The 14,513-nt window shown below is 67.7% G+C and carries 12 protein-coding genes; 3 read left to right on the plus strand and 9 right to left on the minus strand.

Annotated features, from left to right (window positions below):
- Nucleotides 1-23: 23 nt before the first annotated feature.
- From ACWDXS_RS14985 to ACWDXS_RS15000, 4 genes are all read right to left on the minus strand, one after another.
- On the minus strand, nucleotides 24-1,733 hold the full coding sequence (locus ACWDXS_RS14985) for an ABC transporter ATP-binding protein (RefSeq protein WP_449965903.1): 1,710 nt from the start codon (nucleotides 1,731-1,733) through the stop codon (nucleotides 24-26).
- The gene (locus ACWDXS_RS14990; protein ID WP_449965906.1) at nucleotides 1,730-3,502 is read right to left on the minus strand and encodes an ABC transporter ATP-binding protein; all 1,773 of its coding nucleotides are present in this window, start codon (nucleotides 3,500-3,502) and stop codon (nucleotides 1,730-1,732) included. Before ACWDXS_RS14990 ends, ACWDXS_RS14985 begins: the two co-directional genes overlap by 4 nt.
- Entirely contained in the window at nucleotides 3,499-4,464 is a 966-nt protein-coding gene (locus ACWDXS_RS14995) for an alpha/beta hydrolase fold domain-containing protein (RefSeq protein ID WP_449965909.1), read from the minus strand. The genes ACWDXS_RS14990 and ACWDXS_RS14995 overlap by 4 nt, the downstream gene beginning before the upstream one ends.
- 171 nt (nucleotides 4,465-4,635) lie before the next feature.
- Complete coding sequence (locus ACWDXS_RS15000) at nucleotides 4,636-5,352, minus strand: hypothetical protein (RefSeq protein ID WP_449965912.1); 717 nt, start codon at nucleotides 5,350-5,352, stop codon at nucleotides 4,636-4,638.
- A 248-nt stretch (nucleotides 5,353-5,600) separates the two neighbouring features.
- Here ACWDXS_RS15000 and ACWDXS_RS15005 point away from each other — a divergent pair, with 248 nt between their 5' ends.
- The gene (locus ACWDXS_RS15005; protein ID WP_449966250.1) at nucleotides 5,601-7,715 is read left to right on the plus strand and encodes a thiamine pyrophosphate-dependent enzyme; all 2,115 of its coding nucleotides are present in this window, start codon (nucleotides 5,601-5,603) and stop codon (nucleotides 7,713-7,715) included.
- Nucleotides 7,716-7,719: 4 nt separating this feature from the next.
- Here ACWDXS_RS15005 and secG read toward each other — a convergent pair whose 3' ends face one another.
- Together secG and ACWDXS_RS15015 are read right to left on the minus strand one after the other, a co-directional pair.
- On the minus strand, nucleotides 7,720-7,953 hold the full coding sequence (secG, locus tag ACWDXS_RS15010) for a preprotein translocase subunit SecG (protein ID WP_101468684.1): 234 nt from the start codon (nucleotides 7,951-7,953) through the stop codon (nucleotides 7,720-7,722).
- Between the two features lie 34 nt (nucleotides 7,954-7,987).
- Nucleotides 7,988-9,583, minus strand: coding sequence for an MFS transporter (locus tag ACWDXS_RS15015; RefSeq protein WP_378989090.1), 1,596 nt, complete (start codon nucleotides 9,581-9,583; stop codon nucleotides 7,988-7,990).
- 236 nt (nucleotides 9,584-9,819) lie between these two features.
- On the opposite strand from ACWDXS_RS15015, the gene ACWDXS_RS15020 reads away from it, so the two are divergent.
- Together ACWDXS_RS15020 and ACWDXS_RS15025 are read left to right on the plus strand one after the other, a co-directional pair.
- Nucleotides 9,820-10,350, plus strand: coding sequence for an MmpS family transport accessory protein (locus ACWDXS_RS15020; RefSeq protein ID WP_449965917.1), 531 nt, complete (start codon nucleotides 9,820-9,822; stop codon nucleotides 10,348-10,350).
- 71 nt (nucleotides 10,351-10,421) lie between these two features.
- Complete coding sequence (locus tag ACWDXS_RS15025) at nucleotides 10,422-11,207, plus strand: META domain-containing protein (protein WP_449965920.1); 786 nt, start codon at nucleotides 10,422-10,424, stop codon at nucleotides 11,205-11,207.
- A gap of 71 nt (nucleotides 11,208-11,278) precedes the next feature.
- Here the strand turns inward: ACWDXS_RS15025 and tpiA are convergent, their stop codons facing one another.
- From tpiA to gap, 3 genes are read right to left on the minus strand one after another with little or no spacing between them, the layout of a single operon-like run.
- On the minus strand, nucleotides 11,279-12,067 hold the full coding sequence (gene tpiA / locus ACWDXS_RS15030) for a triose-phosphate isomerase (RefSeq protein ID WP_449965923.1): 789 nt from the start codon (nucleotides 12,065-12,067) through the stop codon (nucleotides 11,279-11,281).
- Between the two features lie 3 nt (nucleotides 12,068-12,070).
- A complete protein-coding gene (locus ACWDXS_RS15035; RefSeq protein WP_378989087.1) occupies nucleotides 12,071-13,285 on the minus strand; it encodes a phosphoglycerate kinase in 1,215 nt (404 codons plus the stop codon).
- Nucleotides 13,286-13,290: 5 nt separating this feature from the next.
- Nucleotides 13,291-14,307, minus strand: coding sequence for a type I glyceraldehyde-3-phosphate dehydrogenase (gene gap / locus ACWDXS_RS15040; protein WP_056810475.1), 1,017 nt, complete (start codon nucleotides 14,305-14,307; stop codon nucleotides 13,291-13,293).
- Between the last annotated feature and the right edge of the window lie 206 nt (nucleotides 14,308-14,513).

The following is a 14,513-nucleotide window of genomic DNA, read 5'->3' on the forward strand; positions in this document are numbered from 1 at the left end:
CGTGTCGGGTGATGCTCGCCGAGTCAGATGACCGGGGTCAGGGAGCTTGTCCAGAAGTCGGCGTAGCGGCCTGCTCGGTGCAGGAGTTCGTCGTGGGTGCCGTCTTCCGCGATGTGGGCGTGGTCGAGGAAGATGATGCGGTCGGCGCGGCGGACGGTGCGCAGGCGATGGGCCACCATGACCACGGTTCGGCCTGCCATCAGGCGTTCGATGCCCTCGTGGACCGCGGCCTCGTTCAAGGGGTCGAGGGCGGAGGTCACCTCGTCGAGCAAGACGATCGGGGCGTCTTTCAGGAGGGCTCGGGCGATCGAAACACGTTGACGCTCACCGCCGGACAGGAGGGTGCCCCCTTCGCCGACGTTCGTCGCCCAGCCGCCGGGGAGTCGGTCGATCACCTCGTCGAGGCGGGCCGCGGTGGCGGCGGTTCGCACCTCGTCGTCGGTGGCGCCGGGGCGGCCGAGGCGGATGTTGTCCTCGATCGTCCCGTCGAACAGGTAGACGTCCTGGAAGACGATGGCGAACTGGGCCATCAGTGTTTCGGTGCTGATGGAGCGCACGTCGACGCCGCCGATGCGGACGGTGCCCGCGTCGACATCGTAGAAGCGGGCGATCAGTTGCAGGAGAGTGGTTTTGCCCGCGCCGGACGGTCCGACCACGGCCAGCCGTTGTCCGCGGGGAATCGTCAGCGAGACCTCGTCGAGCACCGTGCGGGTGCCGTGCCGGAAGGTGACGGCGTCGAAGGTCAGGTCATGAGCCTGCGGTTCCAGGGGCGTACCGGGTTCCGGCAAGGTTTCGGTCCGCAGCAGTGCCTCGAGGCGCACCAGTTCGGATCGGGCACCGCGCAGCTGGCCGCCGAGATCAGCGAGGGACAGCAGCGGGTCGGCGCACCGAGCGGCCAGGATCAGCACCGCCAGGAACTCCGCCGCACCGATGTCTCCACCGAGAGCCAGATACGTGCCGAGGGCGAGCAAACCGGTGAACACCGCTTGTACCGCGAGCGAGAGACCGAGGATTCCGGGCAGCGCCGTGAAGGCTCGGCGGCGCGAGGTGCGCGCGACTTCCCGGAGCGAATCGTCGAGCAGGTCGAACCGTTCCGCGGTCCGCCCTCCGGCTCGCAGAACAGGCTGGGCCTGCAGATATTCGATCACCCGCTGCGCGGCGTCGTGGTCGCGTTCGTGTCGCTGCGCGTCACCGACCTGCATCGCCCGCGCCGACCAGACCTGGATCGCCGCCACGATCGGCACCGTGGCGGCCGCGGCCAACCCCAGCTGCCAAGTGAACGCGAACATCACGACGATGATCGTCAGCGGCGTCACGGCCGCCGAGATGAGCGGTGCCAGCAGGTGTGCGAGCACGCTCAACGCCTGCAGCACACCGCGACTGGCGAGCACCGACACCTCACCCACCCGACCGGCCGTGTACCAACCGATGGGCAGTCGGGCCAGGTGGTCGCCGAGTCGGTGGTACACCCCGCGCAGCAGCGTGGTGCCGACGCGGAATCCGGACAGGTCACTGCGGTAGCGCAGGACGGCATAGAGGGCGACGGCACCACCCAGTGCGATCAGCCAGGGTCGGGCAGCGGCGGGGTCGTCACCGAACAGCGCCCGCAGTACCTGAACCAGCAGCGCATAGGACAGGCCCTCGGCGACCGCGGTGACCGTCATCAGCGCGATCGTGCGCCGAACCGGACCTGCGTAGTCGGCTCCGAGCACGCGCAACAGCAGGCGAATCATCGTGGGTCTCCCTGTAGTTCCGCGGTCACCGTGCGGTGCGCGTGCCAGAAGTCGGCGAATTTTCCCGGTCGGGCGAGCAGATCCGCGGGTCTGCCCTGTTCGACGATCGTGCCGTTGTCGAGCATCACAACGGTGTCGGCGTCGGCGATCGTTTCCAGCCGGTGGGCGATGACCAGGATGGTCCGGTCACGTCCCAGCGATGCCAGCGCCCGCCGGACGGCCTGCTCGGTCTGCGGGTCGGCGAAGGCGGTCGCTTCATCGAGGACCAGGACCGGAGTATCGGCGAGCAGGGCACGAGCCAGCGAAATCCGCTGTGCCTCACCGCCGGACAAGACCGCATCGTCGCCGATCACCGTGTCGTAGCCGTGCGGCAGTTCGAGGACGCGGTCGTGGATGTTCGCCAGGCGGGCCGCGCGCACCACGGCGTTACGGTCGGCACGGGGAACGGCGAGGGCGATATTGTCCGCGACCGAGGCCCGCAGCAGCCGCACGTCCTGGAAGACGAACGAGACCGTCCGATAGAGCTCGCGGCTACCGAGTTCGCGCAGGTCGACGCCGCCGAGGGAGACCGTGCCGTGGGTCGGGTCGAAGAACCGCGGCAGTAGCTGGACCAGGGTGGATTTGCCGCTGCCCGACGGTCCGACGAGTGCGGTGACAGTGCCGGGCTCCAGTACCAGGTCGATCCCGCGCAGCACTTCGTGTTCGGCGTCGTAGCCGAAACGGACGTCCGCCCACCGCACGCGATGCCCCTGCGGCGTCCTCGGTCGGGTCGGCTCGGGCAGCGGCGCCTCGTCGAGTACGTCGCGTATCCGGCCTACCGCGCGCCGCGCGGCCTGGAGGTCGTCGAAACCGTGTCCGAGCGCCGCCACGGGGGCGGTGAGCCCGATGCCGAGCAGCAGGAACGGCAACAGATCAGCTGGGGCCATTCCACCGTTCGTGATCAGCACCGTGCCGCCGAGCAGCACCACCAGCAGCACGAACGGCGGCGACAGCGCCACCTGCATGCCCGCCGCGATGCCCGCCAGGCCACGCACCATCCGCAGGAAGATGTCGGCGAAATCCTCCGTGGCGGTGCGGAATCGGCGATGGGCGCGTTCGGACCCGCCGAAGGCCTTCACCACCGCGATGCCCTGCACGAACTCGACGACCGAGCCGGCGATACCACCCATGGCCGTGTCGAAATCCTGCTGTTCGCGCAGCCGGGTGGGGGTCATCATCAAGGGGACGAGCGCGATCGCCAGCACCACCGGAATCAGGGTGATGAGAGTGAGCCGCCAGTCGACGGTGAACAGGTAGATCAGCGAGACCGACGGAACCACGAACGCCGACACCAGTTCGCCGGGCGCGTGCGCGATGAACGGGTGCACCGCGCTCACGTCGTCGCCGACGATCTTCGCCAGCTCACCGGTGCGTCGCCGCGCGAACCAGCCGATCGGCACCCGCCCCAGCTGATCGGCCAGTTGCCGCCGCAACGACAGCTGGACGCGATCGTCGAGGAGGTGCCCGACCGCCGAAGAGGCTGCGGTACACAGCAATCGGACGAGCAGACCCACCGCACCGGCCAGCACGACGAGCCACGCATGATCGTGGTCGACCTCGCCGGGTGACAACAGGATTCGGCCCAGTTCGACTACGGCCAGCAACGGAGCCAGCCCCGCCACGGCCCCGACGACCTGCAGGATCGCCACCGCGCCGAAACTGCCGAGATACGGGCGAAGCAAGCTGATGAGACTCGTTGCCCGGGTGGACTGTTCACTGACGGTGGTCATCGACGCGCTCCAGAACGCACAGCCAGGTGACTTCGCAGATGGTCGAGGATCTCCGCGCGGGCGGGTTCGGCGGCGGGGATCAGCCCCCGCATGCTCAGGAAACCGTGTGTCGCTTCGGGATAGCGGGTCAGCGTTACCTCGACCCCCGCCTGCCGCAGACGATCGGCGTAGGCGGGCGATTGATCTTCCAGTGGATCGAGACCGGCGGACTGGATGAGGGTGGGGGCGCACCCGGCGAGGTCGTCGCGGAACATCGGCGATATCTGCCGCGCGTCGAATCCCTCGGGGAGCGCGATGCGTTGCACCGCACGGCAGTTCGCGGGGGTCGCGGTAGGGCTGTCCGCATTCTCGGTGAACGAGGGATAGTCGAAGACCCCGTCGGTCCAATCGAGTTGGGGATTGATCAGTACCTGCGTCCGCAGGTCAGGAGTATCGAAGGCGGTCAGCGCCGCGAGAGTGGCACCCGCGCTACTACCGAGCAGCGCGAGCCGAGCACCGTCCGCACCCCACTCCCCCGCCCGCGCGACAAGAAGCGGTACCGCGTCGCGGGCGTCCTCGACAGCGGCGGGAATCGGATGCTCGGGCGCCAGCCGGTAGTCCACCGAGGCGACCACCGCCGGACACTCGGCAGCCAGGTGACTCAGCAGCCAATCGTCCTGCTCAGGAACCCCCGTGATGAACCCGCCACCGTGAAACGCGACGATCAACGGCAACCCCGAACCCCCGTGCACCGGCCGGTGCACGCGAACACGCAGCGTGCGACCGGCCAGTTCGAGCGTGTGATCGGTGCCGAGCGCGCCCCGATCCGACCGCCCGGTGACGAACGTCCCGACAGCCGACCGACGCAACTTCTCCTGCGCCCCACGCCCCTCGACGACCTCCGCCGGGGTGATCGAATCCCAATCCGGCTCACCCTTCAGTGCGGCCAACACCCGCATCCGAACAGGAACTCTGCCTCGCATGATCTGCCTCCTGGCGCTCACTCACCGCCGCCTCCCGGCGGCGTAGAGCTACCCTGACAGCCGCGACCACCACTGCGCTTTCGGAAACATGCGGTCACCCTCCCGAACAGGTGCCGCCGCAGCCTTTGCGCATTCGCGCGATCACCGATGTGCGGGGCCCATCGCCGGCTGTCAGCCCAAGACCGCGCGTGGATCCGGAAGGTACATACCGGCTTTGCCGCGCACGGTACTCCACATCGCGAATCCCATCACCGGAGTGTTCTGGGCGATCATCATCTGCCGGTTACTGAGATCGATAACAGCGGGTACCACGACGGTGCCGAAGCTCATCGCCTTGTTGGTGACGGCGCCGAAGCTGGCCGGGTGTACACGATCGGATATCAGCGCGGCGACCGCGCATGCGCCACCCTTCACCGCGAAGGCGCTCGGGCGCCGAATCGAACGGGCGAATTCATCGACCTGCCTGGTGAATCCGGCGACGGTGGCGGGTGAGATCTCGCCCGCGTGGCCGACGCACACGGCCAGTTCGATCGGATTCAGCGAGCTCTTGATGACCGCACCGACACCGATCAGCGACAGCACCGGGCCGACCCAATTCCGGCTCACCTGGAGCCCGCCCATCGTCATATGGTGAGCGACCGCCGCCAGATATGCCTGCACCGCCGCGCTCTCCTGCGGTCCACCCTGCGGCGGAGCTTGCTGTGGCGCAGCATAATTCGCCTGCGGCGCACCGTATTGGGCAGGCGGTTGCTGATATTGCGGTTGCTGCGGCGGAAAACTCGGCTGCCCGTACGGCTGCTGCGGATACGGCTGCTGCGGCGGCGCCCCGAAAGGCCCCGGCTGCTGCGGATACCCCCACGGACCGCCCGGCCCACCTGACGTCGTCATAGCCCCTCCTTCACCGTCCCACCTGAACACCGGACACTACCGGCTGCCCGAACCACCCCAGCACTCCAGCTACGACCATCCCGGTTGCGGGATTCTTCCCCTGTCGGGTTCTCCCTGGATCCGGCCGGGCAGGCGCTAGCATCGGGTTCTTGGCATGCCGACGGTTCGGACGTCGACTCGACTGCGGGCGAGGAGTTGTTGCGGTGGCGCTGGGTTCGCTTGACCTGGATGGGGCGTTTCGGGCCGCGATGGATGGTCTCGTCGTGTCCGATCGGATCGACGCGGTCGGGAGCATCGATGCCGCGTTCGGGGCGGAGTTGTTCGAATCCCAGGCTGCCAGTAGGCATCTCGATCTGGCGGCTCGGCGGTTGGGGGCCGCTCGGCAGGGTTTCTACAGCATCGGGTCTTCGGGACATGAGGGAAACGCGGCGGTGGCGGCCGCGCTGCGCGTCGATGATCCGGCGTTGTTGCACTATCGGTCGGCCGCGTTCTTCGTGCAGCGATGCCGCCAGATTCCGGGGCTGGATCCGATTCGGGATGTGCTGCTGGGGGTTGTCGCGGCGGCCGCCGATCCGATTTCCGGTGGTCGGCACAAGGTGATCGGCAGCGCGGCGGCATCGATCATTCCGCAGACCTCGACCATCGCCTCACATCTGCCGCGAGCCGTGGGGCTGGCATTCGCGGTGGATCGTGCTGCGAAGCAAGGGATTTCGTGCCGATGGCCTGCCGATGCGGTGGTGGTGTGCAGTTTCGGGGACGCGTCGGCCAATCATTCGACGGCGGTCGGGGCGGTCAACGCCGCCCTGCATGCCGCCCATCAGGGCGTGCCGATGCCGCTCGTGTTCGTCTGCGAGGACAACGGGCTCGGTATCAGTGTGCCCACCGCGCCGGACTGGATCGAGCGAGCCTACGGTCCACGGCCGGGTCTCACCTACTTCGCCGCCGACGGCTGCGATCTACCCGATGTTCTCGGTGCCGCCGAAGACGCGGTGAATCTGGCACGAACCTGGCGGGTGCCGGTCTTCCTGCACCTGCGCACCGTCCGGCTCGGTGGACATGCCGGGTCCGATGTCGAAGCCGCCTACCGTGGTCCGGCCGATATCGCCGCTGACCTGGCCCGAGATCCCCTCCTCGGCACCGCCCGCTATCTGATCGCGGCGGGTGCCGCTGACGCCGGCGACCTGCTCGAGCGCTACGAGCGGATCGGTACCCGCGTGCGGGAGACCGCCGACGAGGTGGTTCACGAGGCTCGGCTCGATTCCGCGGCGGCCGTGATCGCGCCCCTCGCGCCGATTCACCCCACCGCTATCCGCGAGGACGTCACCCGCCCTGGTCCGTCGACTCCTGCGCCCGACTCCCGGATGACGTTGGCGCAAGCGATCAACCACACACTCGGCGAACTCCTCACCAGAGACTCCGATGTGCTGGTGTTCGGCGAGGACGTCGGCCGCAAAGGCGGCGTCTACGGGGTCACGAAGGGCCTCAGAAAGCGCTTCGGAGCACGCCGGGTCTTCGACACCCTCCTCGACGAACAGTCCGTCCTCGGCACCGCGCTCGGTACCGGGTTGGCCGGCTTCATCCCGATCCCCGAGGTCCAGTATCTGGCCTACGTCCACAATGCGGCCGATCAGATCCGCGGCGAAGCGGCCACCCTCCAATTCTTCTCGAACGGGCAGTACCGAAATCCGATGGTGGTACGCATCGCCGGCCTCGCCTACCAAAAGGGTTTCGGCGGCCACTTCCACAACGACAATTCCCTGGCGGCACTGCGCGATATCCCCGGCGTTGTCGTCGCGGTGCCCGCACGCGCCGACGACGCGGCAAACATGCTGCGCACCTGCGTCTCAGCGGCCCGAGTCGACGGCCGGGTCTGTGTGTTCGTCGAACCGATTGCGCTGTACCACACGAAAGATCTCCAGCCAGGCGACGAGGCCTGGCTGGCCTCCCCTGCCACCGACCACATCCCGATCGGCACAGCACGCACCTACGGCGACGGCACCGACCTCACCATCGTCACCTTCGGCAACGGCGTCCCGATGAGCCTGCGCACCGCGAATCGCCTTGCCGCCCAGGGAATCCACACGCGAGTACTCGACCTCCGCTGGCTCGATCCCCTTCCGGCCGCCGACCTGCTCCACCACGCCGAAGCCACCGGCCGTGTGCTGGTCGCCGACGAGACCCGGCGCAGCGGAGGAGTCTCCGAGTCAGTTTTCGCGACGCTTGTCGACGCCGGTTACCAGGGCGCGCTCGCGCGGGTCACCAGTGCGGACAGCTTCATCCCGCTGGGACCGGCCGCGGACACAGTCCTGCTCGGTGAATCAGCGATCGAAGCAGCGGCCCGACGAATCGTGTCGTCGAGCTGACGCGTCAGGCGAACTTGATCTCGAGGCCGATGCCGAGGATCGCGATGAACCAGACGATGCCGACGAAGATGGTGATGCGGTCGAGGTTCTTCTCGACGACGGTGGAGCCGGACAGGCTCGACTGGACGCCGCCACCGAAGAGGCTGGACAAGCCGCCACCCTTGGCGCGGTGCAGCAGCACCAGCAGCACCAACAGCAAGCTGGTGATCACAAGGAGGATATCGAGGAACAGCGACATGGGGTTCATCCTAGGTGGTGTGGGGTCGACTGGTCTAACCAGGCTCGACTGCGACCAGGTGTGAGACCGTGTGGGGGCCTGCGGAGTACTGGGCGACGGTCTCTTCGATTTCCCGGTCACGGGCGGTCAGGCGCACCTGATGCTGGTGCATGTGCTCGGCCCAGGACCGCACGACGAAGGCTTCGACGAACCGGTCGACGGTGCCGACGTCGCGGTAGAGCCGCCATTCCATCGCGCCCGTGCGCTGCCTCGATCGCCCGACCAGCGCCATCGAGTCGGTGAAGGCGGCGACGTCGGCGGGCGGCACGTCGTAGCCGCGCATCACCAGGACGGGGCCGTCCTCGGGTTCGGGCTCGACGACGAGTTGCGGTTCGGGCCAGAACGCCGCCGGGGAGAGGTCGATCTCCTCGACGTTGTGCCGGATCGGCCACCACAGGGTGCTCACGGCACAGCACGCCAGCAGCGCGGCCGCGATCAACAGTGCCGTCACGGCACCGTAGGCACCGGCGACCAGGCCCCAGAGCAGGGAACCGATGGCCTGCCCACCCATGAACACCAGCATGTACACCGACAGCCCACGGGCGCGCACCCAGGCGGGCAGCAGCAACTGCATGGTCGAGTTCAGCGTCGCCATCGCCAGCAACCACGCGAGACCGGATCCCACCAGCAACACGAGCACCACCACCACGTGGTGCACCAGTGCGGTCGCGATCGCACCCATACCGAACAGGACCGCCGCGAGCGCGAGCCGCTGGGTGGGGGTGAACAGGACCCGCAGGCGTGACAATCCGAGTGCGCCACACACCGCGCCGAGCCCGAGCGCGCCGAGCAGCAGACCGTAGCCGGAGGACGACAGGCCGAGTCGGTCGTGGGCGATCACCGGCAGCAGCGACCACACCGCGCTGGCGGGAGCGATGAACAGGATCGCGCGGAACAGCACCCGTCGGATCGCGGGCGCGGCTCGGATGAATCGCGTGCCCGCCTGTAAGGCCGCGAGGGGCCGTTCGCTGGGCAGCGGACTCGTTCGCGTCGGCCACTTCGACACCAGCAGCACCGCGACGATGCCGACGAACGACACCGTGTTGAACCCGAACACCACGGTCGGCCCGGCGATCGAGACGATCACGCCCGCCACCGCGGGCCCGACGGCTCGGCCGATATTGACGCTCATGCTGCCCAGCGCCGCCGCCGAGGTGATCTGGTCGCGGGGCACCAGCTCGGGCTGTACCGCCTGCCAGGCGGGCGCGGTGAGCGCCTGCCCACAGCCGAGCAGGAACAGCAGGCTGAGCAGGACCGCGGGGGTGGTGTGGCCGGTGGCGGTGAAGACGGTGAGGGTGAGCGAGGCGACCGCCATCCCGGTCTGTGCGCCGATCAGCAGCCTGCGCCGGTCGACCAGGTCGGCCAGTACGCCGGACGGGATCGACAGCAACATCACCGGCAGGGCGAGCGCGGTCTGCACGAACGACACCAGTGCCGCGGCGTTCGGTTGATCCACGAGGATCCACTGCGCGCCGACCGTCTGCATCCACGTGCCCAGATTCGACACGAGCTGGGCGATCCACAGCGCCCGGAACACCGGTGAACGCAACGGAGCCCAGGTCGAGATCCGCTCCGCCGCCACTGTGCCCACCGGTCGAGCATATCCCTGGCGACCGCCGATCCCCGGCCAGCACTCCGTGCCGCACAGCGGGACGACGGCGGCGACGGCTTCCGCGACAGATCCCCGTGATCGGTCAGAAATACTGTGGTGCAAGACAATAGAAGAGCGAATCTTCGCTGCGGTGTTATCTTCTGGTCGCTTTCGAGCGATCAGTACAGAGCTCCCGTTTCGTTCGGCGGGCCTGCACGACACGGAGGAAAATTCGCATGACTGTCCCACCCGGCCATCCGCAGCAGCCTTATGGCCAGCAACCGCCGCCTTACGGTCAGCAGCCCTCGGGTGGCTACCCGCAGCACGGTGGCTACCCGCCCCAGGGTGGTTACCCGCAGCCGCCGCGCAAGAAGAAGGTGTGGCCATGGGTGCTCGGCGGGGTGCTGGTGGTCCTGCTGCTGGTCGTCGGCGGATGCGTCGCGCTCGTCGGCACGGTCGCCAACGAGATCGAGAACGAGGTGAGCCGGGAGGTCACCGTCTCCTATCAGGCCGGCGGAACCGGTACCTCCACGGTCATCTACACCGATGGCAGCCTGGACGTGGTCACCGAATCCGATACCGCGCTGCCGTGGTCCAAGGACGTGACGATCACCGGGCTGGTGAAGTTCGTGTCGCTGAGCGTCATGTCGGGCATCGACGGCGGAACGGTGTCCTGCAAGATCACGGTCGGCGGCAAGGTGATCGCCGAGGATCAGGCCACCGGTCAGCTCGCCAGCGCCAGCTGCACGGGCGACGCGGGCAAGTAGTTCCGCGCCGGATCGCGACCCGCCCCGAGCATCGACGAGCGATGCCCGGGGCGGTCCGTACCATCGGCTCCATGCGGATATCACCTCGTCCTCTGGCCGCCTTGCTCGCCCTGGTCGGCCTGGTGGCGGCCGGGTGCGGTTCGACCGGAACGGAACCGGTGGACGACACTGCCACGCCGATGGGCCACACCTATGTCTCCACCGAGGTCGTCGGCGACGAGATCCCGGGCGGCGGTCCGATGACGCTCGGCTTCACCGACGGACGGATCTCGGCGAACTCGGGCTGCAACTCCGCGGGCGGCACCGTCGACCTGAGCAACCACATCCTGCACACCTCGCCACTGGCAAGCACCCTGATGGCCTGTCCCGGCGACCGCGAACGCGCCGACGCCTGGCAGAGCGACTTCCTCGAATCCGACCCCACCTGGCGCCTCGACGGTGATCGGCTGACGCTGACGGGCAAGTCCGTCACCATCCATCTCACCGACAAGAAGGTCGTCACTCCCGACAAGCCGCTGACCGGCACCGCGTGGGTGGTCACCACCATGCTCACCCCGGACGGGCAGATCCGCTCGACCACGCTCGACGAGGTGAGCCCGAATCTCACCATCGGTGACGGCGGCACCGTCAACGGCTCGGCGGGCTGCAACCGGATCACCGGCACCGCGGGCGTCGGCCCCGGCGACGCGGTGAATTTCGCCGTCGCCACCACCAAGATGATGTGTGCGCCGGAGGTGATGGAGGTCGAGCAGAACGTGCTGCGCGCGCTGGACGGCCGAACCAGCGCCACCATCGACGCCGACACCCTCACCCTGCGCAACGACAACGGCTACGGCCTCATCCTGCACGCGCGGTAGCCGCCCGCGTTCACGAGAAGCGAAGGGCCGGAAACCACTCGGTTTCCGGCCCTTCGGTGTTCAGTGCCCGATCAGGGCAGCGGACCGCCCGCGGCGATCGCCGACAGGGTGGCGAACTCGTCACCCTTGAGCGAAGCACCGCCGACCAGCGCGCCGTCGATATCGGTCTGCCGGATCAGCTCGCCGATGTTCTTGGCGTTCACCGAGCCGCCGTAGAGCACGCGCACGCCCGCGGCGACCTCCGGGGAAGCCAGCTTCTCCAGCTCGCCGCGGATCGCGCCGCAGACTTCCTGCGCGTCGGCCGCCGAGGCGACCTTGCCGGTGCCGATGGCCCAGACCGGCTCGTAGGCGATGACGACCTGCGAAATCTGTTCCGCCGTCAAACCTTTGAGCGAACCACGCAGCTGCTCGAGGTTGTAGTCGACGTGCGTGCCCGCCTCGCGGACGCCGAGACCCTCACCGATGCAGACGATCGGGGTGATCTCGTTCTTCAGCGCCTGCTTGGCCTTGGCCAGCACGGTCGCGTCGTCCTCGAGGTGGTACTGACGACGCTCCGAGTGCCCGACGACCACGAAGGTGCAGCCGAGCTTGGCCAGCATGGACCCGCTGATCTCGCCGGTGTAGGCACCGGAGTCGTGCGCCGAGACATCCTGGGCGCCGTAGGTGATCAGGAGCTTGTCGCCGTCGACGATCGACTGCACACTGCGCAGATCGGTGAAGGGCGGGATCACCGTCACGTCGACCTTCGCGAAGTACTTCTCGGGCAGCGCGAACGCCACCTTCTGCACCAGCGAAATGGCCTCGAGGTGGTTGAGGTTCATCTTCCAGTTGCCCGCGATGAGCGGTTTACGTGCTGCCATCGCTCAGCCCTCCAACACCGAAATACCGGGCAGCTCTTTGCCTTCCAGGTATTCCAGGGAAGCGCCGCCACCGGTGGAGATGTGGGAGAAGCCGTCATCGGGCAGACCGAGCGCACGCACGGCGGCCGCCGAGTCGCCGCCACCGACGACCGTGAACGCACCCTTGGAGGTAGCGGTGACGATGGCTTCGGCGACACCACGGGTACCCGCGGCGAACTTCTCGAACTCGAACACGCCCATCGGGCCGTTCCAGAACACCGTCTCGGCCTCGGTCAGCAGCGCTGCGAATCGCGACACCGACTCGGGGCCGATGTCCAGGCCGAGCCAGCCGTCGGGGATCTCGGTCGACGCGACGGTCTCGGTGTCGGCGTCGGCCGCGAACTTGTCGGCCACCACGATGTCGACCGGCAGGTGCAGCACGTCGCCGAAGCGCTCGAGCAGATCCTTGCAGGTGTCGATCATCTCGGCCTGCAGCAGCGAGCCGCCGACCGGAAGACCTTGCGCGGCAAGGAAGGTGAAGCACATACCGCCGCCGATCACCAGGGTGTCGACCTTGGGGGCCAGCGCCTCGATCACCGCGAGCTTGTCGGAGACCTTGGAGCCACCGAGCACCACCGCGTACGGGCGGGCCGGGTCCTGGGTGAGCTTCTGCAGCACCTCGACCTCGGCCGCGACCAGCGTGCCCGCGTAGTGCGGGAGCTGCTGGGCCACGTCGTAGACCGACGCCTGCTTGCGGTGCACCACGCCGAAACCGTCGGAGACGAACGCACCGTCGTCGCCGACCAGCTCGACGAACGCCGCGGCGAGCTTGGCCCGCTCCGACTCGTCCTTGCTGGTCTCGCGCGGATCGAAGCGCACGTTCTCCAGCAGCAGCACGTCGCCGTCGGTGAGGCCCTCCGAGCGCGAGAGCGCGTCGTAGCCCACCACGTCACCGGCCAGCTGGACATTGCGACCCAGCAGCTCAGCCAGTTTCGCCGCCACCGGGGCGAGCGAGAACTTGGCATCGGGCTCACCCTTGGGGCGGCCCAGGTGTGCCATCACGACCACCTTGGCGCCGGCCTCGACCAGCGCCTGAATCGTGGGCACCGAGGCGATGATGCGGCCCGGGTCGGTGATCTGACCGTTGTCGTCGAGGGGAACGTTCAGGTCGGAGCGCACGAGCACGCCCCGACCCTCGACACCCTCGGCCAGGAGATCCTGCAGTGTCTGAACTGTCATCGCGGTCAGAGCGACTTGCCGACGAGATCGACCAGGTTGGCCAGGCGGTTCGAGTAGCCCCACTCGTTGTCGTACCAGGAGACGACCTTGACCTGGTTGTCGATGACCTTGGTCAGCGGCGCGTCGTAGATCGACGAGTGCGGGTCGGTGACGATGTCACTGGACACGATCGGGTCCTCGTTGTACTTGAGGATGCCCTTCATCGGGCCCTCGGCGGCGGCCTTCATCGCGGCGTTGATCTCTTCGATGGTGGCCGGCTTCGCCAGGGTGGCGGTGAGGTCGGTGACCGAGCCCGTCGGAACCGGAACGCGCAGCGCGTAGCCGTCGAGCTTGCCCTGCAGCTCGGGCAGCACCAGGCCGATGGCCTTGGCGGCACCGGTGCCGGTGGGCACGATGTTCAGGGCAGCGGCGCGGGCGCGACGCAGGTCCTTGTGCGGCGCGTCCTGCAGGTTCTGATCCTGGGTGTAGGCGTGAATGGTGGTCATCAGGCCGTTCACGATGCCGAACGAGTCGTTGAGCACCTTGGCGATCGGGCCGAGGCAGTTCGTGGTGCACGACGCGTTGGAGATGATGTTCTGGCTGCCGTCGTACTTGTCGTCGTTGACGCCCATCACGATGGTGATGTCGTCGCCGGTGGCAGGCGCGGAGATGATGACCTTCTTGGCGCCGGCGGACAGGTGGCCCTTGGCCTTCTCCGCGGCGGTGAAGATGCCGGTCGACTCGACGACCACGTCGACGTTCAGGTCGGCCCACGGCAGTGCCGAGGGGCCTTCCTTGATCGCGAGCGCCTTGATGCGCTGCTCGCCGACCACGATGGTGTCGCCCTCGACGGAGACGTCCTGCGGCAGACGACCCAGGATCGAGTCGTACTTCAGCAGGGTGGCGAGGGTGTTGATGTCGGTGAGGTCGTTGACCGCGACGATCTCGATATCGGTCTCGCCGACGGCCTTCAGCGCCTCCACCGCACGGAAGAAATTACGTCCGATACGACCGAAGCCGTTGATACCTACCCGGACAGTCACGTTATCGCTCCTCAGCTTTCAAGCGGATTCATTCCGACGGTAACCACAGTAGTAGCCGAGCCAGCCTTCACGACAGCCACCTGTGAGTTGTGAGCTCCCCGGCCTCAGGCCTGCGGAGACCCCAGAATAGAGGGCAGAGCGGTCATGTATGACCGCTCTGCACTAATCGTCGGATTCGCCACACCTTTCGGCGTGCGGAGTCTGTT

The organism is Nocardia sp. NPDC003183, from assembly GCF_053590715.1.